Genomic DNA, 22,408 nt, shown 5'->3' with positions numbered 1-22,408 from the left:
ACTACCTGTATACGGAGCGAGTGGACCCGTACAAAGCAGCTTGGAGGAAACCCATGAAAGCAATTGTATGCCCAAAATACGGATCACCGGATGTTCTCCAGCTCAAAGAGGTTGAAAAACCTACAGCAAAGGACAATGAAGTGCTTATTAAGATCTATGCGGCAGTCGTAACACCGTCGGACTGCGCATTTCGTAAGGCCGACCCGTTTATGATTAGACTCATCTATGGCTTTACTAAACCAAGAAATACTAAGCTAGGCGTCGAGTTTGCTGGGGAAATTGAAGCTATCGGCAAAGATGTGAAGTTATTTAAGAAGGGTGATCAGGTGCTTGGAATAAGTCCAAATCACTTTGGCGCTCATGCCGAGTACCTGTGTCTGCCCGAAGATAAACAGGTCGTAGTAAAACCGGGCAATGCAAGCTATGAAGAAGCTGTCGGCGTCTGTGATGGAGCAACCACTGCATTAACTTTCCTTAGAGATAAGGCGAAAATTCAGAGCGGACAAAAAGTACTTATCAATGGCGCTTCTGGATCGGTAGGCGCATATGCGGTGCAGCTTGCCAAGTACTACGGGGCAGAAGTTACCGGAGTATGCGGTGCCTCGAACTTAGAATTAGTGAAATCGCTTGGAGCCGATAAGGTTATTGATTATACCAAAGTTGACTTTACCAAAAGCGGCCAAACCTATGACATCATTTTCGATGCGGTAGGCAAAAGCTCATTTTCACGTTGTAAAGGCTCGCTGGAGCAAGGAGGGGTCTATCTCTTAACGATCCCTACGCTAGCCATTATGTTTCAAATGTTATGGACTTCAAAAATCGGCGGCAAGAAAGCTGTTTTCACGGCTTCGGGCTTACAGCAGAGCAAAGAAAATTTAACCTTTATCAAAGAGCTTTTTGAAGCGGGAAACATAAAATCAGTCATTGATAGACGCTATCCGCTGGAACAGATTGCCGAGGCTCACAGGTACGTTGAAACAGGACATAAAAAGGGAAATGTAGTCATCACGCTGGAATCTAATACGAGGTAACACCAACATATGCTTAATAAAAAATTGAACTCGGTGCATACGCATCTGGGTTCTTTTTTGTAGTTTTCTCAAAAAAGTGAAGTTCTTGATAATCAAGGTCTTTTGTTATCAACACAGCAAGATGCAAGCGCCTACATATCCTCGCAAACGATGAATGCGGCAAAAAAATATTTATATTTTTATCAAACCTATCCTTCCTCCGCAGCGTTATCTCTACATGAAAAGACCATAAAGGAGGAATTATTTATGCTTACACGATTAAAGAAACTGTTTTTGGTAACTGCAATGTGCACGACAATGATTGCCGCTCCGCTTGGTACGGCGTCTGCAGAATCATCGTCCGGGGTCAAGTCTGATGCCGATACGGCGTTTGAGCTTGGGCTTCTAATTGGAGACGGCAACGGTGTGGATACGGCCTATTTGAGTAAAGCGTCAACGCGCTTGCAAGCTGCTATTATCTCGCTTCGCCTTAATGGAAAACTGAAGGACGCACTAGCTTTTACAGGCGAAACTAATTTTTCTGACGCTGCACAGGTAGGCAAAGCCAATCAGTCCGTGCTGGCTTATCTGAAGAGCAAACCGGAGCTAGGCTGGCAGGGCGCGGGTAACAATCGTTTTGAACCAAGCGCAGCGATCAGCTCCCAGCAATTTTACAAGGTCATATTGGAGAACCTCGGTTATAAATCCGGATCAGACTTTACATACCAACAATCGGAAACATTCGCAGCTTCGCATGGCTTGAAAGAGATTGCCGGCAAGTCGTCGCTGCTGAATGCACATCTAGCAACCTCTCTTGTTGAGGCGCTGTCTGCCCATACGAAAAATGGCACGCCGTTCTTTGACACGCTCCAAGCGAGCGGAGTCATTGCCTCCGGGGCAGCATTGCCGCAAGGCGAGCGGATCGGCATTGGGCAAAACGATAAGCTCGGCAACTATTTTACAGATAAAAACGGGCGTGCGCTCTATTTCTTCACGAAGGACGCGGAAAATGTTAATGCCTGTCAAGGCGATTGCTTGAAAAACTGGCCGATCTATTACGATGCGAATCTTCAAATACCGGCTTGGCTGAATAAAGCTGACTTCGCCGTTATTACACGCACAGACGGCGCGAAGCAGCTAACATACAAAAATTGGCCGCTCTATTATTTTGCAAAGGATAGCAAGCCTGGCGATGTAACCGGTGAGGGCGTAGGCGGCGTGTGGTTTGCGGCGAAGTCGGATTACGCGATTATGCTTGGCACCTCAAAGGAAGCGGGCAACTATTTGACTGACGATTACGGCAGAGCCCTTTATTATTTTGACAAGGATACATCCGGAAAAAGCGTTTGCGAAGGCAATTGCCTCGTCAATTGGCCTGCATATTCATCATCAAGCGCTAGTGTCCCATCTACGATCAATGGAAGCGATATCGGAACGATTACCCGCTCGGATGGAAGCAAGCAAGCATCATATAAAGGGTTCCCGCTCTATTATTTTTTAAATGACAAGGCGCATGGAGATTTGAATGGGCAGGGCGTTAATGATGTCTGGTATATCGTCGATCCAGCCCAATTTAATGGAACAACTGCATCAACTACACCAAACACTACACCAACCACACCTGTCGCGACGGTTAAGACGTACAACGTTGACATTAAAGAGTACTCCTTCGGCAAGGAAGCACTTACTGTGGAAGCAGGCTCCAAGGTTATCTTCACGAATTACGATGAGATGAAGCATAATGCGGTTGCTTTGGACGGTTCCTTCTCGACTCCATTGCTCGCTAAAGGCGAAACCTATACAGTAACTTTTGAAAAACCAGGCACTTATAATTATTTTTGCGAGCCGCACAAATCATTTATGACCGGTCAAATCATCGTAAAGTGAGTGTGAGGACATGCGAAAAATAACTTTTGGATGTTTAATGCTGACTTTGTTGCTCCTCTTCTTATCGGGCTGCGGCGGCGCTCAGGAATCTAACGAGACTGCTGCCCACAATACGAAAATGGATATGACAGCTGCTCCGATAAGCTCTGAAGCTGCTGATGAGCATGCAGATGATGATGGTTCTGGATCGGAAAATACTCCAACCCCAAGCCCATCCGATGCAGCCTCCCCGGTGCAGGAGCCGGTTGAAACGGAGAAGCCGAAAGTAACGGAAAAGCTTGAAGCTACTGAGAAGCCTGCTGCAACAGTGAAGACGACAGAAACGAAGCCGAAGGCTACTCCAGTCCAGCCTAAGTCTACGCCAAAGGCACCGGTCAAAACGGAGGAGCCGATTAAAGACAAAGAACAGCCTTCCGACGAGGTAACCGTTCATACGGTTGAGATTACGAACTTCGCCTTCTCACCGGATAAGCTCGAAATTTCGCAGGGCGATATCGTCACTTTTATCAATAAGGATGAGGTAAAGCATTCTGCAACAGATGATAATGGACAATTCGATACGGAGTTGCTTGCCCAAAATGAAAGCAAGAAGGTTACTTTTTCAGAAGCAGGCGAGTTCGGCTACTATTGTATTCCTCATCCAGGCATGAGAGGGTCAATTGTAGTAAAGGAAAAATAATTTATCATTTATTAAAAGATTAGGAGCAGCTGTTTATGGCTGCTCCTGTTTCTGATAACATGAAGAAAAAAAGCCTGTCGTGGAGGCGCTAATCAATGCTTAATCTTACCGATCAAGAACTCATGCAGCATATTAGAAACGGTAAAAATAAAGCGCTGTCCGTTCTTTATGACCGGTATGGCTCTTTGGTGTATTCCTTTGCCATCAAGGCGGTTCGGGATGAGTCAACCGCAAGAGACATTTCGCAGGCGGTATTTATGCGTTTATGGACGACAGAATCGGAATACGACCCAGATAAGGGACGTTTTACAAGCTGGCTCCTTACCATTACCCGTAATATAACGATGGATCATATTCGTAAACAAAGAAGAGAAGCTTCCGGCCTTGTACAAATTACGGATGAACGATTTAATGAATTGCCTGATCAACTGGGTCTGTCGCCCGAGGAGCATGTTGAAAGACATTCCATAAGGGAGCAAATTCAGCAGGCGTGCAAGCATTTATCTCTATCACAGAAAACGCTTCTCGAGCATTTTTATTGGCAAGGCTATAGCTTGAGAGAGCTGGCACAGCTGTATGATCAGCCTCTCGGAACAGTCAAGAACAGACTTCATCAGACTTTGAAAATATTGCGAAGGCATCTTGCGGCAAAGGGGGAACTTTAAATGAATGACGAAGCATATAGCCGCGATTGCGATTTCATACTCGATTATTTATCTGGTACTGGTTCAAATGAGGAAAGGGAAGCTTTCGAGCGTCATTTGACTTATTGTGATTCTTGCAAGCAAGAGCTGGCCGAATTGCAAATCGTATGGGAGGAGCTTCCCTTGGATATGAATCGAATTGAACCGCCAGAGGATTTAAAGGAGCAGATTATGGCTGCTGCCAAAGCAGTACCAAGGCGCCATAAAGCACGGATTGGAAGAAAGCTATGGAAGCCCGCAATAGCGGTAGCGGCGGCAGCGCTTATTTTTGTCGGCGGCTCGTTATGGGAAAATCCTTTCGTTAAAAAACAGGATTCGCGACTAGAATCCATTGAAAATGCTTTATTTGCTCCAGCCTCCGAGATTGTTCAGATCACGATGCTGAAGGCGGAATCCACGGAGAAGGAGCATGCGTATGGTGTAGCATGCATTGTTGACAATGGAAAGAGCAAGCAGTTTGTAGTCTATGTGTTCGGAGCCCAAGAAACAAAAAACGAGGAGGCTTATCAAGTGTGGCTTCTCCGAGAAGGTATTCGAACGAGCGCAGGCACGTTCCGCGTTGACGAGAAAGGAGTCGGGCTGCTTGCTATGGGGATAGAGTCAGAACAATTAACCTATGATAGCATCGGCATAACGTTGGAGCCTGATGAGAAGGGCGATCAGCCGCGCGGGACGAAAGCATTCGGAACGGATACCGGTTCCTATTCGGCTAATACATTATAGCTTTAGAATAGAGGAGCTGTCTCAAAGGGTTATCACCCCTGAGGACAGCTTCTTTATTTATGCGCATCACACGTTAACTGTGTAAGAGGTGCTCCGCCAGCGGAAATAGATCTAGAAACTAGATCTATTCCTCTTAAAGGAGGGCGATTTGAGGAAATAGGTCTAGAAAGTAGACCTATTATAGGCTCGCAAGCAGCCCAATGTTCATTTTGACGCTCCGCCAGCGGAAATAGATCTAGAAACTAGATCTATTCCTCTTAAAGGGGGGCGATTCGAGGAAATAGGTCTAGAAAGTAGACCTATTTTAGTCGTGAAAGCTGCCTAATGGGCATTTTGACGCTCCGCCAGCGGAAATAGATCTAGAAACTAGATCTATTCCTCTTAAACGGGGCGATTCGATGAAATAGGTCTAGAAAGTAGACCTATTTTAGACGATGCCACTTTTGGGATAGCTCATTGTTTGTGGCAGGGATATGAATCTATTATTCTATAAAACAATCAGATGACTAGTTGCGAATGATAGATTTGCTACATATGTTGTAAGTAGCTTCTATGAGGAGGTATTACGCATATGCCAAAAGAAAAGAAAAATGCAAAAAACAATGGAAATCGTACTGGTGGCAACCGTACAGGCGGCAACCGTACAGGCGGCAACCGTACAGGCGGCAACCGTACAGGCGGCAACCGCACAGGTGGCAACCGTACAGGAGGTAACCGCACAGGCGGAAACCGTACAGGAGGTAACCGCACAGGTGGCAACCGTACCGGAGGAAACCGTACTGGAGGCAATCGTACAGGCGGAAACCGTACTGGAGGCAATCGTACAGGCGGCAACCGCTCAGGAAATAGATCAGGAGGAAGAGACCTGGCTTTCGGACTTTAAATCAAGTAGAGGGCGCACAAGAAAAAGAATAGCGTAAAAAAAGCAGTTCATTCCTCCTCGGGTGTATGAGCTGCTTTTTCTTTGAATTCCACGCTGAGCTAGCTTGCTTATCCTTTCCCTTTGCGGGTCAAATCCGCTAAATCATCCCATTGCTTGGCCGTCAGCTCGGATAAGCTGTTGAATTGGCCTGCTCCTTGCAGCCATTCGCCGCCGTCAATCGTCACGACTTCACCGTTCATATAAGCTGCATAGTCAGAAATGAGATAAGCAGCCAGATTTGCAAGCTCCTCTTTATTGCCTACCCGTTTTAAGGGAACCCGGCCGATCATTTTTTCTTCCAGCTCTGGAGTAGGAGCAAGGCGTGACCATGCTCCCTCTGTAGGGAATGGCCCTGGCGCAATAGCAACCTGCCGGATTCCATAAGCCGCCCATTCCACGGCCAGCGATCTTGTAAGCGCCAGTACGCCAGCTTTTGCCGCCGCAGAGGGTACGACATAGCCCGAGCCTGTCGTGGCATAGGTGGTAACGATGTTCAGCATAGTGCCGGCGATTCCTTGTTCAATCCAACGCTTCCCAACCTCAAGTGTCGTATAAAAGGTGCCGTGCAGTACGATATTCAAGACAGTGTCTACCGCTCTAGGCGAGAGCCGTTCAGTAGGGCTGACGAAATTGCCGGCAGCATTGTTAACGAGTACATCGATGTGCCCAAAATGGTTCTCAACGGCCGTTATCAGTTCACTCACTTGAGCGGGGTCACGGACATCACAGCTTTTGTAATATACGGGGGTTGCCGCTAGGCTCATTTCCTCTGCAGCCTTTGCGAGCACGGCTTCGCGGCGACTGGCAATAGCCAGATTGGCGCCAAGCGCAACAAACCTCTCTCCCATAGCACGGCCAAGACCTGTCGCTCCGCCAGTAATCAGCACGACCTTTCCTTTCAATAGATCAGTGGAAAAAGGCTCCATATACACACCTCCCTTTGAATCAGCATCGCATCGTTCGTTTAATCATATCAGCGATAGCTAAAGGTTATGTCCATATACAATAGGAAACCGTACAATTTCTGTCGAGGAATGCAATACGCCTCATGAGCAGGCCGTATTAGCCGTCGTTGTTTAAATATTTTCCAATAAAGGCAGCCACTTTCTGCTCGTAGGTCCGTCTGTCGGTAGCGTAAGCCATACCATGCCCCGCTTCTGCTACAATATAAATTTCTTTCTCCGCCGTGCAGGCCTCATACAGTTTCCAAGCCATTTCGGTGGGAACAAAAGTATCTGCTGCTCCATGAATAAAAAACATAGGCAGCTTGTTTTTTTTCAGTTGGGATAATGCTGATGCCTCATGAAAATGGTAGCCTGCTTTCAACCGGGTAACCAAGCTCGTTGCAGGCATAATAGGGAAGGCGGGAAGCTTATAGATCCTTTTTAGCTGGTAAAGGAGCTGATCATGCGCGGAAGTATAGCCGCAATCCTCAACAATCGCTTTGACTTGGCTAGGGACATCCTCGCCGCTTATCATCATGACGGTTGCGCCTCCCATGGAGATGCCATGCAGAACAATTTGCGCAGAATCGCCAACAGCCTCTACCACCCTGCGAATCCAAAGCAGATAATCCTTCCGATCGGGCCAGCCGAAGCCGATATAATCGCCTTCGCTATTGCCATGACCACGGTCATCAGGCATGAGCACATTGTAGCCAAGCTTCTCATAATAAAACTTAGCGAAGCTGCCCATATCTTTCCCTTGCGAGGAATAGCCATGAGCGAGTATGACTGCTCGAGTAGTTGGCACCTTGGCTGCAAGGTAATAACCGACGAGTGCCAAGCCGTCATCGGACGTAATGCGCCAAGTTTCGTAGTCTTGGCTTTCTACCCAATCCACTCCCATCACGTCTACTGGAGTAGGCTGCACCTTTTCGGTAATAGCAGGGTCGATAGAATCTTCATTACTCTTGCTGCTCTGGATTTGGGCTAAATCTGCGTTGTCGCTCAAAAATTGCTTGGAATTGCGCTTAATGGCAACATGATAGAAATAAAAGCTAGCAGCAATCAAAATGAGTAGCAGCAGGACAAGCAGGCTGCCTGTCCCAATCCATATCGGGCGAACAAATAGCATCATTGCGCTTACTCCTTAGTGTTTTTCTAGAGAACAACATTACCTTTTTAAAATAGCAGTGTTGCCTCAGTGATGCAATTCTTCCTCCTTTCAGAGGATCGTAGATTGCGACCGTGACCATAATGTAATATTATCAAATGTCCAGCTATACAAACGAGGCATCATACCGGTCCTCTGAAAATTCCCGGGAGGCTGGATGTCGGTGTTAAAATTGATGAGTCCGGCTATAAAACGATGTTTCGGCTTTACGATGCTTCCTTTGAAAAAATCAAAGAGTAATCCTTCCTATCGATTGAAGATAGCTGCTAAAAATAAAAAGGAGAAGGCGAGTAGGGGCCTTCTCCTTTTTCGTTTAGCTTTTCCGACATGATGTTAACTCTCGATCATTATCGTATCGTTAACTGTGTTCCACTTGACGCTGGCGCCAAGCGCTTCCGTTACGAAGCGGAGCGGGACAATCGTCCTGGTTTGGTAGTAACGAGGCGCTTCAGCGATTTGCTTCTTCATACCGTTAACGATTGTTTGATGTTTATATACCTCAAGCTGTATGCTCGTTTTTCCTTTGCTGATCGCAATTTTGCCAGAGCTGTAGCTCACCTTCGCGCCCAGAGCCTCGAACACGTCGCGCAGCGGGACGAAGGTTGTCCCGTTTATGATAACCGGAGCAGCGCTTAGCGGAATGTAGGCATCATTTAGTTGAATGGAGAAGCTTTTGAACACAGCAGCTGGCTTGACGACGGATAATGTTTTTGGTGATGCTGATCCTTGATTAAGAGCCCCATATTTAGCCTCGCCCCAGGACCACACCGTCCCTTTGTCGTCCAAGGCTAGCCCGCTATTCGCTGCTCTAGCTTCAATATCTACCATATTGCTCAAGCCTTTTATTTGAATCAATGAGCCATTTTCCTCGCTATTCCAGACCGAGCCATCCTGATGCAAGGCCAGGTTGTAATTAGCACTGTATGGGGCTGCAGATATTTTTGTGAAGCCGCCTTTAGGCTTTACAGCCGGTGGCTCATAGTAGCCAACCGTTCCGTCTTTCCGGAGCAATAAAAGGTTGCCCATGTAGTCATTGAACATTTCCGAGACGGCCATGATATCCTTCGTTGCCCAGGGCAATGTATCCTCGCCCATACGTACATTGTTCCAATAGCCCCAGCGATTGACGCTGCCATCTTCTTTGACGATTGATATATTGTTTTGAGAAGCCGCAATCGCTTTAATGTTCTCCCTCTTAATCAAGCCGGGAACGTAGGCTTTTTCTTCTTGAGGCCGCTCTTCATAGGCGATGCAATAGTTTTCATTAAATGTAAAGTCTGAGCGTGTCATCGACACGATGCACGAATTTCCCCAGATCCATGCCGTGTGATCTTTTGTAAGAGCAACATGAAAGGAGCGGCCGCTTGCAATGGCGACTACGTTTTTTAACCCTTTGACCTGCTCAGGCTCATGGTTCGCGCTTGCTTTTGGCTTATCGATCATGCCATTCCCGAGCTGCCCCGATTCATTTGAACCCCAGGTCCATACGGTGCCGTCCGCCTTCAGTGCAATATTGCCAACTTCGGCCGCTATCGCTCCCGCAATTTTAGGGCCTCGCTTTGCTTGTTCATTGCCTTCCCATGTCCAAATTGTACCGTCCTTTTGAAGCGCCATATGCGATTCTAACGACGAATCGATGTCGATTATGCCGGTTAGCTCGGAGCCTTTGCGCACAATCTCCTGTTCGGCAAATGCCGTATGAACCTGCATGAAGCACATACAGAGAAGCAGAAACGTCAGTCCTGTCCATTTCTTTTGCAGTCTCATCCTGTTGGCTCTCCTTCTCATGTGATAATAAGGTATAAAAGGTTAGACGCAATAAGTAGCTGAAAAGTTATTTATATCATTAAAAATAGACAGAGACAAAGTTTTAAAGATGTTGTTTGCCAAAAAATAGTTTATACTAGGCTTGTTCAGCATTTATTCGGGTCGTATAAGGGGTCATATGGGCATGGAAATCGTAGAAGCAACCATTTCGTCCATTCAAGCAGCTTTGGAAGCAGGGGAGCTTACTTCTCGTGAGCTGGTCCTGTTTTATTTTGACCGAATCGCGTCCCATGATAAAGAAGGCCTTACGATCAATTCGGTGCTTGAGCTTAATCCCGACGCTTTATTTATTGCTGCTGCCTTAGATAGTGAACGAGCAACTCAGGGGCCAAGAGGGCCGCTTCATGGCATTCCGATTCTGCTCAAGGACAATATAAATACGGGTGATTTGATGCATACGAGCGCAGGCTCGCTTGCACTTGCCAACAGCTATGCGGGAGAGGATGCCTTTATTGTGAAGCGGCTCCGCGAAGCAGGGGCTATTATACTCGGAAAAGCGAATATGACGGAGTTTGCCAACTTTATGACAGATGGAATGCCGTCCGGATATAGCTCGCGCGGCGGGCAGGTTTTAAACCCGTACAATATTTCTACGCCGACAGGCGGGTCGAGCGCTGGCTCGGGCGTCGCGGTTGCATGTAATTTTTGCATGGCTTCAATCGGTACGGAAACCTCGGGCTCGATATTGAATCCGGGCAACTTAAGCTCAACTGTCGGCATTAAGCCGACGGTCGGGCTGGTGAGCCGAACGGGCATTTTGCCGCTATCAAACAGTCAGGATACAGCAGGTCCAATGGCAAGGACGGTAACGGATGCTGTGCATGTTCTAAACGATATTGTAGCGCATGATGCGAGTGACGCTGCAATGGGAGCGGGATATTGGCGCAAGCAAGAGGATTATTGCGTATTTCTTGATCCGCTTGGTCTCGAAGGCGCTCGAATCGGTATTCCGAGAGACTATTTCTTTGAAGAATTGACGGACGAGCAGTTAGCGATCTTTAACGGGGCAGTGGAGCTGATGAGAGAATGCGGCGCGATTATTGTAGACCCGGCAGATGTACGGACCGCTCGCCAAATCAAGTATTCCTCGGTCGTGCTCAACGAGTTCAAAACCTCGCTGAATGCTTACTTGTCCAAGCTGCCGCCCGGCTCTCAAATTCGTACGCTGAAGGACATTATCGCTTTTAATAATGAGCATCCAATCGAGACGCTCAAGTACGGGCAATCGACGCTGCTTTCTGCCGAAACTACAACATCGGGCACACAGACCGATGTACCATACCTTCGAGACCGTGCTGCCGATCTCAAATTGTGCAAGGACGAAGGGCTGGATGCAACGATGAAAGAGCATCAGCTGGATGCACTGCTGTTTCCAGCTGATTTTGGAGCCAGAATTACGTCGCGCGCCGGCTATCCGTCTATTGTTGTTCCGGCGGGCTATACCGCCAAGGGAGTTCCATTTGGCGTCACTTTCGCAGCGAGAGCGTACGAGGAACCGATGCTCATCAAGCTTGCTTATGCCTATGAGCAGCATAGCCGGGTTCGCAGGCCGCCTTCCTTAAAGAGCTTTATTTAGGCAGCTTTACATCATAAAAATCCTCCAGACAATAGCATGTCGGGAGGATTTTTTTCGTTAGACGTTTATTTTTTGGCTTTGAAATGAACGACCGCGCTATAGAGCATTTTTTCGATTTTAGGATTAAATACGGCATGATGGCTGACGTGGAACACCTCTAGCAGCAAGCCTTTATTATTTTCAATTTGCTGATCGATCTTTTGCTCCAGCGTTTTCAAATCATAGGCTTCAAAAAACTCAATCTTGTTTTCAATTAAATCTAACCGGAAGTCCATTCGAGTATCTCCTAAACATAGATTTATTACCTAAATCTATTATACAGCTATACTACTTCGCCCACAAAGATTCAATTTCCTCGAGCGATTTTCCTTTCGTCTCCGGTACAACGCGCCAGGTGAACAAGAAGGCGAGCAGCGCCATGCTGCCATAAATCCAGAACGTGGCTGCAGGACCTGCGGAGCTTAGCAATGGCGGAAATGATTGCGATACGATGTAATCCGCTGCCCAGAGCGCCATAGCCGCAATTGCGGTCGCTTTGCCGCGGATACGATTCGGAAATATTTCGGACATGATGACCCATACGACAGGCCCAAGCGAAATCGCGAAGGAGGCTACGTACAGCAAGATGAAGATAAGCACGAGCGGGCCATCAGCATGTCCGGTTTGGAAGGCAATGCCTATAACGAGCAAGCAAATAGCCATTGAAGCCGAGCCGACGAGAAGCAGCGCTTTGCGTCCGACTTTATCAATAAGCCATAAGGCGACGATGGTGAATAAGAAGTTAATAAAGCCGACCAGAATCGTTTGAATCAGAGAAGCATTCGTACCGGCACCTGTCGCTTTAAAAATTTCCGGGGCATAATACATGACCGCATTAATTCCTGTAATCTGCTGAAGAACTGCGAGTCCTACTCCTACGATAAGAGCTATTCGCAGTGAAGGGCTGAACAGCTGACGGATCGAACCGCTTTCTTGCTCGAACGATTGCTTAATGTCAAGCACCTCTTGTTTAGCAAGCTCTTCGCCGTGAATTCGCAATAAAATAGGCAGTGCTGCCGCTGCTCGTCCTTGCTTGATCAGCCATCTAGGGCTCTCAGGCACGAAGAACAGCAAAATCAAAAAGAGCAAGCCGGGTATTGCGCCAACGCCGAACATCCAGCGCCAAGCGGAGGCTACAGCCCAAGCTTCATCGCCCGAGCCTGAAATCCACAGATTAACAAAATAGGTAAGAAAGATTCCAGTTACAATAGCAAGCTGGTTGAGTGCAACAAGCCTGCCCCGATATTTTGCTGGAGCAATCTCAGCATTGTAAAGCGGGCATAGGGTAGAGGTAATGCCTATCCCGATTCCGCCGATAATCCGCGCGATTATAAAACCGGAGAAGCTGTCCGGAATCGCAGTGCCGATCGAGCTGATAATAAACAAGATCGCCGCTGAGATCAGTACTTTTTTGCGGCCGAAGCGATCTCCTAAAACGCCCGACATTGCCGCTCCTACGATACAGCCAATGATCAAGCTTGAAACGGCCCATCCAACTTGGAGCTTCGTTAAGTCGAATCGATCCTCCATAAATCCTACTGCACCCGATACGACCGCTGTATCGAAGCCAAATAATAATCCGCCAAGAGCGGATACAATAGAAACAAGGGTTACAAATTTCATGCTCACTTGTTCTTTTTTGCTCGTCATCGCCATTCCCACAATCGTTTTTCTCCTCTCTGACAATCCCATCCTGCGTTAAAACGAATTTCATTATATCACGCAAAATGCACGTCTCCGCGTGCAAACACCTTCACAAATCAGTGTTGTTGCTGTATTAATTTTGGACTATAGATGTAAGGTGCCCTTATTTAGGGAAACTAGCATTTTATTGTCCTGCCAAACACAAAAAAGTCCATGTCTTAGCGACATGGAGCTAGATGGCCGTGCTTATTTCGTTTGACCGCGATAATCGGAAGGTGTGACGCCGGTCACTTTTTTGAAAACACGGCTGAAGTAATTCGGATCGTTGTAGCCGACCTCGAAGCAAACCTCCTTCAGGCTTAGCTCTCCAGAGGCCATAAGCGCTTTCGCTTTATCGATTCGAAGGGCTGTGACGTAGTCGATAAAAGTGGTGCCTACCTGCTGCTTGAAAATTTTGCTGAAATAGTGGGGATTAAGATGCACAAAGTCCGCCGCCTCCTCAAGTGACAGGTCTTCTGAAAATCTCCCCTGGATGTATGCTTTGGCACGGTCAAGAACCGTTTGGGTTTGCTGCTCGCGCTGCTCGCGAATACGCTGCATAGCGGAGAGAACGTATGCCTCAGGGATCGTTTCAGCACTCGCAGGCAGGCGCGGCTGATCGGATGCGGCTTGCCCGATTCCTTGCTTCAATTCATCGAAGTGACATACGTTGCCGCATTGCTCAAAGTAATTGGAGGCAAATACCGCTTCAAAATAAGATTTGCGCAGACCTTCCGCGCCAGCGTGAGCTTGTCCGATGCCGATCAAGATTTCGAACTCCAGCTGCCTTGCTGCTATCGCACATAATTTTTCTCCGAATGCCGTAGTCGTCTCTTTCCATTCCGCATCTGTCAGCGAGCTGGCTTTGTTTATGAAGATCGCCATATGGCGTTCGATTAAGGAGCTGACAATGCTTGTCGCCGCGTTGGTTTTGGCAAACCCTCTGATCGTATCGTAAATTTTATGCTTATTGTCTATTTTAATTGGCTCGGGAAAGGCGATTACGATAGCACAGCCTTGCGATAGAGGAAAGCTAAGCCATTCGGACAATTGCTCAATGTCGGTGTACGTAATATGATCAAGCATAAACATCATCGCCAGCTCATTTTCTGCTAAGGGCAGTAATTGAGACAGCTTTTGCCGCAGCTCCAGCTCATCCGAACGCTTCTTTTTTTCTTGCTCGAGCTCTTCTATAAGCTGCTGAAGGGTTTCTACGACCTGCTCCCGCTTGGCTGGCTTGATAAGGTACTCCTTTACACCAAGAGAAAGTGCCTCTTTGGCATATGCAAAATAATCATAAGCCGTCACCATGACAAATTTGGTATCCGGCAATTTATTTTTTATTTCGCGTATAGCCTCTAATCCTTGAATGCCTGGCATATTGATATCCATTAATACGATATGCGGACGATGCTCCTCTGCCCGCTCTATCGCGATACGTCCGTTTTCGGCATGGAGAATCTGAAACGTATTTGGCAGCATTCGCTCAATGATCCATTCCAAGCCTTCACGCTCAAGCGCCTCATCATCCGCGATCAACAGTCGGTACATAAATAGGTTCACCTCCGTTTTCCTTAACGTTTGGTATCCGAATCGCAACCGTGGTTCCTTTGCCAAGCTCGCTATGTATCTCGATCAGCTCATGTACGCCATAAAACAATTGCAGTCGTCTAAACACATTTTTTGTGCCAAGTCCAGTTGATTGCTTGTGATGAGGCTCTGATTCAAGCCGCAGCAACGATTGGCGAATCTCTTCGGTCATCCCGCTTCCATTATCTGATACCGAGATGAGCACGCCATCCGAGTCCCGTACGATTTCAAGCCGAATGATCGCGCCGCTCTCCATATGCTCAATGCCGTGCATAAAAGCATTTTCTACGATTGGCTGGAGCGTTAGCGCAGGAATGGGCTGCTGCAGCGCAGACGGCTCGATATCCATCACAAGCTGTATGCGGTCGCGAAAGCGGGCCTGCTGAATGATGAAATATTCCTTTACATGTGCCACCTCGTCCTGCAGGGTAACCGGCTGATCGAGATTGCGCAAATTGTATCTTAATAAATTAGACATCGATACGATGAGATCGCTTGTTCTCTCGGCTCCTTCGAGGAGCGCGAGCTTGGACAGCACATTGAGCGTATTGAACAGAAAATGCGGATTGATCTGGCTTTGCAGCGCCTGAAGCTCCAATTCCTTAACGAGCCGGTCTTTCTTAAGGCTTTCTTTGTCCTTCTCGATCAAGATGAGCAGGTCGCTCGACATTTGCTCAAATGCACCCGTCAATAAGCCAAGCTCGTCATTGGAGTTATGCAATCTCTGGCTTGCGGTTTGCTGAAGCTCACCTTTTGAAATTTGTTTTGCACGTGTGACAAGCCTGCTTACGGGAGCGGTAATGCTGCGCGATATCCATATGGCAAGCAAAATGCTCAGCAGCGTGTTGGTGATGAATACCGCTGCTCCGAGCAGGTACATGCGCTTATTTTCCGCTTGAATTTGCTCGTATATCGGTTGATAGACGCTTAATTCCATTTCGACAAGCTGCTGTCCATCCTCCCGAATAAAGCTTGCCGTTTTCTCCGCTTTTTCGTAGGGGGCGAGGGAAGCAATTGCGCTTTCGGCTGACACGGCCGCGAAGGCAGCTTGCTGCTGCTCCAAAAAAGTATCCAGCAAATTTATATAGCTTCTTATAGTAGACGAGTGGACGGAGGTTTTTGACTCAGCGTGAAGCTGGGCGCGGAGCTCCATCAGTTTATTTGCATTTTTTGTGTACCGTTCATGATTAAGCTCGTCAGGATTTAGTAAATAACTGTGAAGCGCTCCTAGGCCGCTCTCGGCGATCTGTGAAGTTTGGTTGTATAAGAGGAGGCGATCCATCATTTGATTATAGCCTTGCTCCACCATTTTTCCACTTTGAAACAAGAAGAAGGTAATAAGATTGACTAGCAGAACGAGCAATGGGATAAAAATAAGCAGCTTCGTACGAATGGTCATGGGCTCGTTGCTCCAATTTTATCATTTAAGGCTTGTCCGTCCTGAACCGTAATCTTCGTAAAATGCCGCTCGGGAAGCGTCTCGCCATGCAAATAATCATTCAGAAGCGAAATGGCGTCATAGCCCATGTTGTACGGCTGCTGGACGATAGTTGCTTTGATTTTACCGCTGGTGATCCGCTCTAGCGTTTCTTCCAAGGCGTCAAACGCAAAAATGTGCAAGCCGCTTTGCTTCGATCGTTCGGCAGCCTCCGCAATGCCGATCCCATCCAAGGCGCTAAGCCCGACCATATAATCCAGCTGCGGATATTGGAGCAGCAGCTCTTCAGCTTCCCCGGCCGCCTGAAGACGAGAAATATTGGAGGATCGAACAGCGACAAGGGACAGCTCTGGATACTGGGCGATAACCGAGAGGAAGCCTTCGAGTCTCAGCTGTTGATTAGGCGATTGCTCATTCCCTATCAGAACGGCAACCTGCCCCTTATGTCCGGCAGCTGTGGCAACGAGCCCGCCCATTATTTTTCCGGCATCGAGATTGTTCGTTCCTACATAAGTAAGCCTTCGGCTGCTCGGTTCATCCGTATCTATTGTAATGACGGGAATACGCTCGCTTACAGCTTGATTAATGAGATCCACAAATTGAGGGTCGTTTATCCCTTGCACGAGCAGCGCATCTGCTTTGGCTGCTATCGCTTTCTCCAGCAGCTTGATTTGCTCATTCGGATTAATGCGAAGCGGTCCTGTGTAAGCAAGCTGCATCCCGTATTTAGTTGAAGCTTCCCTTGCTCCTTGTTCGATCGACCGCCAATAAGGATTATCGAGCTCTTGAGATAGGAGAACAACATGGTAGGGCTCTTTGTCGCTGGCTTCATTAGAGAGAATAGGCTGCAGCAGCTCGCGTATTCGCAGCGTCGAGAACAAAAAGCTAAGCAGAAGGCTGGAAAACACAATAAATAATATGGCGATTCCAATATTCCATTTTCGGTTGGACATAATACAGCTCCTTATGACGTCCATATCTATTGGATTATTATACAAGAACCATCCTACAATCAAAAGCTGGACCGAATCCTGAAAGCAAATGAAAAAAGGACATGGCCAACAAAAATAGGTAAGACTGCTATTTCTTTATTTTTCACGCCATTGTATAGTTTTTGATTATAGGCATTTGATAAAAGGAGTCAGATAAGTAGTGCTAAAAATCAGTGCTTTTTCCAAGCTGAGCGGTGTTTCCGTTAAGACGTTAAGATTTTACGATAGCGTGAAGCTGCTTGAGCCCGCCTTTATAGATCCTAATAATGGCTATAGGTTCTATAGCCAAGAGCAGCTTTTAACCGTTAAGCGCATTACCGCCTTTAAGGAACATGGCTTCACGCTGGATCAAATTAAACCCTTTCTAGAAAAGCATGCTATACCCGACGTAAAACTAAAGTTAACCGATAAGAAGAAAGAGCTTGAGCGTTCCATCTTGGAAGCGCAGCAGCAGTTGAGAGAGATCGATAATAGGATTGCCCGCGTCGAGGAAGCGGATAACCGCCAACAAGAAACACCGATAACCGTCCGTAATGTACAGCCTCAGCTTTCGGCTTCGATTCGTGATATCGTTCCGCGAAAGCACCTTTGTCTGCTGCTTGATGAACTCACAAAATACGTCAATTCGTATGGGGCGGACGAAGGACGAGAGCTGACGATTCTATGGCATGAACATGGCGGCATGGACAAGGAACAAGCCAATCTAGAGGTTTCAGTACCGCTGACTCAAGCAATTCCAAGCAACGATAGAGTAAACGTCAGCCTTCTGCCTGAGTTAAAAACGGCCGCTTCGCTCGTACACCTCTGCAATCCTTACGATGACTCATGCCTTGCTGCTGATCAGTTAGAATCATGGATCTCGTCTCAAGGCTATGTTCGTTCCTACAAAGAGCCGATCCGCGAAACCTATTTAACTTCGGACAAAGATATTTACGGAAAAATGCGCTTGGCTGAATTGCTTATTCCCCTAGAGTAGAGTTTGGTTAAGATCTATTTCATCTCCGTTCCTCCTTCCGGAGTTCAGTTTTACTCTGAAAAATATTTTCATCTCCCTCTCTTGACTCTCCCCTTTACGGGAAGGTGTACAGTAGCCTTACACATCATAAGGGAGTGAGATCTATGAAACGATTGGAAGGTAAAATTGCATTGGTCACAGGCGGAAGCCGCGGTATCGGAAAAGGAATTGCGCTGCGACTGGCGCAAGAGGGCGCTCTAATTGTCGTACACTATGGATGCCGCCGTGCTGCTGGAGAAGAAGTCGTCCGGGCCATTGAAGCACAGGGAGGACAGGCTCTGGCTATAGGAGCAAATCTCGAAACCGTTGCCGGGGTAACGGATTTGGTCCAAACGATGGAGGAAACGCTCCTTCGCCAAACCGGCCAGAAGCAGATCGATATTCTCGTTAATAATGCCGGTATAGGAACTTCCAAAACATTGGAGGATACTACGGAGGAGGATTTCGACGCGGTATTTGCAGTAAATGTAAAAGCGCCGTTTTTCCTCGTCCAGCAGACCTTGCTGCTGCTGCGTGACGGTGGGCGAATTATCAACATCTCCTCAGGCGTTACGAGAATTGCGTATCCCCATATTATGGCGTACAACTTGACGAAAGGTGCCATAAATACGTTTACTCTGCATCTTGCGAAACTATTAGGGCATCGCAGGATTACAGTTAATGCCGTGCTCCCTGGCATAGTGGATACGGACGTAAATGCGGAATGGCTGCATACGCCGGAAGGCCAACGACATGCGGGCGAAATGTCTGCCCTTGGCAGGGTCGGCGAACCATCGGATATCGCGGACATCGTAGCTTTTCTCTCGTCATCGGACGGCCGTTGGATTACCGGCCAGATGGTCGATGCCACGGGCGGATCACATTTATAAGTTCAATCAACAGCCCTTCCAGGCAAAAAGGATGGGCTGTTTTTATGTTTAATCGTCATAAAAACTTGCCGATCCTTTAGATAAGGTTAGCTTAACGGGTCTAACGGCATAAAAAGAAGAAGCTTGTCGCGGTGCGACAGCGGGTTGATCGAAGAAGGAGATAAATAAATTAACTTTTAAGTTATGAATAATGAAGAATATATCCTTTTATTAAAGTATTTATTGACAATTAAGATGATGAAGGCGTATTCTTGTTACGAAATAGTTGTTTTTTGGATTTATGATTAACTTATATATTAATTCAATGAATGAAAAATGCTGAAACGAGAAGAAGAGAGGTTGTGTGATGAAAATGGCTTTGAATACCGTAAAAGCTGAGCAGGTCAGCATTCCCCGTTCCGAATATCCGCGTCCCGATTGGCAGCGTGCAGAATGGATGAATTTAAACGGAATTTGGTCTTTCGAGTTTGACCACGAGAATGCAGGACTTCAAGCGGACTGGCATAAGTCGAAGGGGCAGCACTTTCAATCACAAATTACGGTTCCTTTCTCATGGTCAAGCCCATTGTCTGGCATTGGAAGCGATGATAAAGGGATCGCTTGGTATTATAGGGAGATGGAATGGGCGCCTGCAACTGAAAATTCAAAAATATTTCTTCGCTTCGGCGCTGTAGATTATAAAGCTGATATTTGGGTAAACGGCAACTCGATCGGTTCACATTCGGGCGGCTATGGCCAATTTGAATTTGACGTAACAGAAGTATGGTCCTTGGATAAGTGCAACTCGATTACGGTTCGTGTCGAAGATTTTGATCATAATTATCAAGCTCGCGGGAAGCAGGGCTATGGTGAAATTCGCGGCATTTGGCAGCCGGTATGGCTGGAAGGCCGTCCGCAGAGCTATGTTCGTGATTCCAAGTTTACTACGAAAATAGATGGAACAGTTGATGTGATTACAACCGTAATGGCTCATAGCGCAGGAAAGGCGCAGCTTTCCTTCTCATTTGCGCAAGGCGCGGTGTCGCATGAGATCGAAGCGGAACTGACGGAAGGCAGCAACTCCATCCATACGATGTTCGTTATTTCCGACCCAGAGCTATGGAGCCCGGAAAATCCATATTTATATGAAGGCGAAGTGAGCTTGACTAGCGAGGGACAGACGGATGCGATCAGCACCTATTTTGGCGTGCGCGAGATCGGAACGGCGATCGTTGGCGATCGAAGCTATCGCTGGATCACGTTAAACGGCAAGCCCGTCTACTTAAACGGAACGCTGGATCAATCGTTCCATCCAACTGGCTATTTCACTTATCCTTCTGATCAAGAGATGCAGGAAGAAATTTTCCTCATGAAGCGGTTAGGCTTAAACTTCGTCCGCATTCATATTAAGCCTGAGGAGCCGCGAAAGCTGTATTGGGCTGATAAGCTGGGCATCCTCGTCATGGAAGACATGCCTTGCTTCTGGGGGGACCCGGACGAACAAGCAAGGAGCTCTTATGAGAGCGAAGCGCGCGAGATCCTTGATAGGGATTACAATCATCCGTCCATATTCTCATGGGTGATGTTTAATGAGACATGGGGCTTGAAGACGAATAGCGAGTCAGCGTCACTTACGACAGATACTGCGCAGCCGAATAACTACTTGACGCAAACGCAGGAGTGGGTACGCGCCATGTACCGCTGGGCTAAACAGGCAGATCCAACCCGCATTGTGGAAGACAATTCGCCATGCAATTACGATCACGTGGAATCCGATATCAACACATGGCATTTCTATATTAATGGGTATAACGAGCTTCGCAGCCATGTGACGGAAGTGGTGGAGAAGACCCACGTAGGCTCTGCCTTTAACTATATAGGCGGCAACACGCAAACCGATGCTCCTTTAATGAACAGCGAGTGCGGCAATGTTTGGGGAATCGAAGGCGGCGCAGGCGACAGTGATCTAGCATGGCACTACCGTTATATGATGAATGAATTCCGTCGTCATGATAAAATGTGCGGCTTCGTGTTTACCGAATTCCGCGATGTCGTTAATGAATTTAACGGCTATTACCGTTTGGACGGCACGGATAAGCATTTTGGATACGAATGGTTTGTGCCCGGCATGAGCGTGGCTGATTTGCATTCGCCTGACTTTATCGTCATTGATGCTCCGCCGTGTCAGACGGTGGATGCAGGCGCTTTTGTGAATATAGAGCTTCTCCGTTCGAGCTTTGCGGATCGGTACCATGGTCAATCGCTTCAGCTTGCTTGGGAGCTGTGGTACGATAATTTAGGCTCGCGCGTCGTATTGGATTCAGGCAATGAAGCCATCGAATGGGATGGATACGGCGTTAGTCCGCTTGCTTCTCTGCACTCGCAGATGCCTAAGCAGGACGCAGTTGCTGTGCTTGCGGTTCGTCTGTTGACCGAACAGGGCACAACGATTACGCGAAACTTTGTAACCTTTGATGTTCGCAGCAGCGAGGCAAATGGGAAATATGAAGCTGATGGGCAAATCGTTAGCGTTCCGGTCGCGAGCTACTCGGAAAGCGAATGGCCTTACAGCTGGCAGGCGATTGGGGATCAGAAGGCAAATGGCGGTGATTCGGGTTATTTTACTTACGATATTCAGCTTCCTTCTGAATCGGAGCAACCCGTTATTTATGACATTGAGCTTTTCTTTGAAGCAAGCTCGAAGCGGCTGTTGAAGCGCAATTTAGAGAAAAGTGTATGGAAGAAGCCGGACATCTCCTTCATGCATGGCGCTTTAGCTGACCCAGAGTTCAATATGAACACTTATTACATGACAGATACGGATCGCCATGAATCGATGCTGAACGTGCTGATTGATGGTGAGCTTATCGAGTCGATTTTGCTCACGGATAACCCTGCTGACAGCCGCGGTGTATTGTCCTGGCATTATCAAGCAGCTGCGAACAAGCTGGAGGAAGCAGGCTCATATGGCTATCTATGTAAAGTTGTTTTGCCGAGCACGCTGACTGCAAAGCTAAACGCAAGTCGCTGCTTTAAGCTTCAACTCGCAGCTGAGCATGGCGGATTGGCGCTATACGGACGCAATGCAGGACGTTATCCGATCGACATTATCGTTCATAATAAAGGTTAATTCAAATTTTGCAGTTAAAGGAGAGACAGCTTCGGCAAGCTGTCTCTCTTTTCTGTTATGCTCGAAAAAAAGTTTTTCGTCCTGCGAAGGCAGCATGCTTTTTTTTTATGGCAAAAAGATATGATTTCCTCAATTCAACGGTTAACATGAAAATAAAACGGATTTATGATATAAATGAAAGGGAGAAAATGAAGGGGGGTACATATAGATGGGAGTTCCTGCTGGCGTTT

18 protein-coding genes are annotated in these 22,408 nt (G+C 47.3%); 9 read left to right on the top strand and 9 right to left on the bottom strand.

What is annotated here, in order from left to right:
• Positions 1 to 53 precede the first annotated feature (53 nt).
• The 5 genes from HI950_RS08255 (at position 54) to HI950_RS08235 (ending at position 5,003) form a co-directional block, all read left to right on the top strand.
• Positions 54 to 1,031: an NAD(P)-dependent alcohol dehydrogenase gene (locus HI950_RS08255; protein ID WP_169083370.1), complete on the top strand. Its 978-nt coding sequence runs from the start codon at positions 54 to 56 to the stop codon at positions 1,029 to 1,031.
• Positions 1,032 to 1,277: 246 nt separating this feature from the next.
• Complete coding sequence (locus HI950_RS08250; protein ID WP_169083369.1) at positions 1,278 to 2,897, top strand: plastocyanin/azurin family copper-binding protein; 1,620 nt, start codon at positions 1,278 to 1,280, stop codon at positions 2,895 to 2,897.
• A gap of 37 nt (positions 2,898 to 2,934) precedes the next feature.
• Complete coding sequence (locus HI950_RS08245) at positions 2,935 to 3,576, top strand: cupredoxin domain-containing protein (RefSeq protein WP_169083368.1); 642 nt, start codon at positions 2,935 to 2,937, stop codon at positions 3,574 to 3,576.
• Between the two features lie 95 nt (positions 3,577 to 3,671).
• Positions 3,672 to 4,241, top strand: coding sequence for an RNA polymerase sigma factor (locus HI950_RS08240; protein WP_169083367.1), 570 nt, complete (start codon positions 3,672 to 3,674; stop codon positions 4,239 to 4,241).
• A complete protein-coding gene (locus HI950_RS08235) occupies positions 4,242 to 5,003 on the top strand; it encodes an anti-sigma factor (RefSeq protein ID WP_169083366.1) in 762 nt (253 codons plus the stop codon).
• 563 nt (positions 5,004 to 5,566) lie between these two features.
• Here HI950_RS08235 and HI950_RS36950 read toward each other — a convergent pair.
• The 4 genes from HI950_RS36950 to HI950_RS08215 all read right to left on the bottom strand — a co-directional run bounded on the left by HI950_RS36950 (position 5,567) and on the right by HI950_RS08215 (position 9,807).
• The gene (locus tag HI950_RS36950; RefSeq protein WP_411268080.1) at positions 5,567 to 5,680 is read right to left on the bottom strand and encodes a hypothetical protein; all 114 of its coding nucleotides are present in this window, start codon (positions 5,678 to 5,680) and stop codon (positions 5,567 to 5,569) included.
• Positions 5,681 to 5,993: 313 nt separating this feature from the next.
• Positions 5,994 to 6,851, bottom strand: coding sequence for an SDR family oxidoreductase (locus HI950_RS08225; protein ID WP_169083365.1), 858 nt, complete (start codon positions 6,849 to 6,851; stop codon positions 5,994 to 5,996).
• Positions 6,852 to 6,987: 136 nt separating this feature from the next.
• Positions 6,988 to 8,004 (bottom strand): alpha/beta hydrolase, encoded by a 1,017-nt coding sequence (locus HI950_RS08220; protein ID WP_223285163.1) that lies wholly within the window; start codon positions 8,002 to 8,004, stop codon positions 6,988 to 6,990.
• A 369-nt stretch (positions 8,005 to 8,373) separates the two neighbouring features.
• Positions 8,374 to 9,807 carry a stalk domain-containing protein gene (locus HI950_RS08215; protein WP_169083364.1) on the bottom strand — a complete coding sequence of 478 codons (1,434 nt, stop codon included), beginning with the start codon at positions 9,805 to 9,807 and terminating at the stop codon, positions 8,374 to 8,376.
• A gap of 178 nt (positions 9,808 to 9,985) precedes the next feature.
• On the opposite strand from HI950_RS08215, the gene HI950_RS08210 reads away from it, so the two are divergent.
• Complete coding sequence (locus HI950_RS08210) at positions 9,986 to 11,443, top strand: amidase family protein (RefSeq protein ID WP_187768051.1); 1,458 nt, start codon at positions 9,986 to 9,988, stop codon at positions 11,441 to 11,443.
• Between the two features lie 65 nt (positions 11,444 to 11,508).
• Here HI950_RS08210 and HI950_RS08205 read toward each other — a convergent pair whose 3' ends face one another.
• The 5 genes from HI950_RS08205 to HI950_RS08185 form a co-directional block, all read right to left on the bottom strand.
• The gene (locus HI950_RS08205) at positions 11,509 to 11,718 is read right to left on the bottom strand and encodes a YrzA family protein (protein ID WP_169083362.1); all 210 of its coding nucleotides are present in this window, start codon (positions 11,716 to 11,718) and stop codon (positions 11,509 to 11,511) included.
• Positions 11,719 to 11,770: 52 nt separating this feature from the next.
• Positions 11,771 to 13,174: a sugar porter family MFS transporter gene (locus HI950_RS08200; protein ID WP_169083361.1), complete on the bottom strand. Its 1,404-nt coding sequence runs from the start codon at positions 13,172 to 13,174 to the stop codon at positions 11,771 to 11,773.
• Between the two features lie 198 nt (positions 13,175 to 13,372).
• Positions 13,373 to 14,716: a response regulator gene (locus HI950_RS08195; protein ID WP_169083360.1), complete on the bottom strand. Its 1,344-nt coding sequence runs from the start codon at positions 14,714 to 14,716 to the stop codon at positions 13,373 to 13,375.
• The gene (locus HI950_RS08190) at positions 14,691 to 16,154 is read right to left on the bottom strand and encodes a sensor histidine kinase (RefSeq protein WP_169083359.1); all 1,464 of its coding nucleotides are present in this window, start codon (positions 16,152 to 16,154) and stop codon (positions 14,691 to 14,693) included. The genes HI950_RS08195 and HI950_RS08190 overlap by 26 nt, the downstream gene beginning before the upstream one ends.
• Positions 16,151 to 17,146: a substrate-binding domain-containing protein gene (locus HI950_RS08185; RefSeq protein ID WP_169083358.1), complete on the bottom strand. Its 996-nt coding sequence runs from the start codon at positions 17,144 to 17,146 to the stop codon at positions 16,151 to 16,153. Before HI950_RS08185 ends, HI950_RS08190 begins: the two co-directional genes overlap by 4 nt.
• A 199-nt stretch (positions 17,147 to 17,345) precedes the next feature.
• Between HI950_RS08185 and HI950_RS08180 the strand changes: the two genes are divergently transcribed.
• From HI950_RS08180 to HI950_RS08170, 3 genes are all read left to right on the top strand, one after another.
• Positions 17,346 to 18,161 carry a MerR family transcriptional regulator gene (locus HI950_RS08180; protein WP_169083357.1) on the top strand — a complete coding sequence of 272 codons (816 nt, stop codon included), beginning with the start codon at positions 17,346 to 17,348 and terminating at the stop codon, positions 18,159 to 18,161.
• A gap of 143 nt (positions 18,162 to 18,304) precedes the next feature.
• Positions 18,305 to 19,069, top strand: a complete 765-nt coding sequence (locus tag HI950_RS08175) for an SDR family oxidoreductase (RefSeq protein ID WP_169083356.1) — start codon at positions 18,305 to 18,307, stop codon at positions 19,067 to 19,069.
• Between the two features lie 346 nt (positions 19,070 to 19,415).
• Positions 19,416 to 22,178 (top strand): glycoside hydrolase family 2 protein, encoded by a 2,763-nt coding sequence (locus HI950_RS08170; protein ID WP_169083355.1) that lies wholly within the window; start codon positions 19,416 to 19,418, stop codon positions 22,176 to 22,178.
• The last annotated feature ends 230 nt before the right edge of the window (positions 22,179 to 22,408 follow it).

The sequence above is a fragment of the Paenibacillus sp. PL91 genome (assembly GCF_012935325.2).
Lineage (GTDB): Bacteria > Bacillota > Bacilli > Paenibacillales > Paenibacillaceae > Pristimantibacillus.
This window is presented reverse-complemented; position numbering and strand designations above follow the sequence as displayed.

Excerpts from the sequence above, each read along its gene's own strand:
- HI950_RS08255 (WP_169083370.1), top strand. The coding sequence starts at position 54 with ATGAAAGCAATTGTATGCCCAAAATACGGATCACCGGATGTTCTCCAG.
- HI950_RS08250 (WP_169083369.1), top strand. The coding sequence starts at position 1,278 with ATGCTTACACGATTAAAGAAACTGTTTTTGGTAACTGCAATGTGCACG.
- HI950_RS08245 (WP_169083368.1), top strand. The coding sequence starts at position 2,935 with ATGCTGACTTTGTTGCTCCTCTTCTTATCGGGCTGCGGCGGCGCTCAG.
- HI950_RS08240 (WP_169083367.1), top strand. The coding sequence starts at position 3,672 with ATGCTTAATCTTACCGATCAAGAACTCATGCAGCATATTAGAAACGGT.
- HI950_RS08235 (WP_169083366.1), top strand. The coding sequence starts at position 4,242 with ATGAATGACGAAGCATATAGCCGCGATTGCGATTTCATACTCGATTAT.
- HI950_RS08225 (WP_169083365.1), bottom strand. The coding sequence starts at position 6,851 with ATGGAGCCTTTTTCCACTGATCTATTGAAAGGAAAGGTCGTGCTGATT.
- HI950_RS08220 (WP_223285163.1), bottom strand. The coding sequence starts at position 8,004 with ATGATGCTATTTGTTCGCCCGATATGGATTGGGACAGGCAGCCTGCTT.
- HI950_RS08215 (WP_169083364.1), bottom strand. The coding sequence starts at position 9,807 with ATGAGACTGCAAAAGAAATGGACAGGACTGACGTTTCTGCTTCTCTGT.
- HI950_RS08210 (WP_187768051.1), top strand. The coding sequence starts at position 9,986 with ATGGGCATGGAAATCGTAGAAGCAACCATTTCGTCCATTCAAGCAGCT.
- HI950_RS08205 (WP_169083362.1), bottom strand. The coding sequence starts at position 11,718 with ATGGACTTCCGGTTAGATTTAATTGAAAACAAGATTGAGTTTTTTGAA.
- HI950_RS08200 (WP_169083361.1), bottom strand. The coding sequence starts at position 13,174 with ATGGGATTGTCAGAGAGGAGAAAAACGATTGTGGGAATGGCGATGACG.
- HI950_RS08195 (WP_169083360.1), bottom strand. The coding sequence starts at position 14,716 with ATGTACCGACTGTTGATCGCGGATGATGAGGCGCTTGAGCGTGAAGGC.
- HI950_RS08190 (WP_169083359.1), bottom strand. The coding sequence starts at position 16,154 with ATGACCATTCGTACGAAGCTGCTTATTTTTATCCCATTGCTCGTTCTG.
- HI950_RS08185 (WP_169083358.1), bottom strand. The coding sequence starts at position 17,146 with ATGTCCAACCGAAAATGGAATATTGGAATCGCCATATTATTTATTGTG.
- HI950_RS08175 (WP_169083356.1), top strand. The coding sequence starts at position 18,305 with ATGAAACGATTGGAAGGTAAAATTGCATTGGTCACAGGCGGAAGCCGC.
- HI950_RS08170 (WP_169083355.1), top strand. The coding sequence starts at position 19,416 with ATGAAAATGGCTTTGAATACCGTAAAAGCTGAGCAGGTCAGCATTCCC.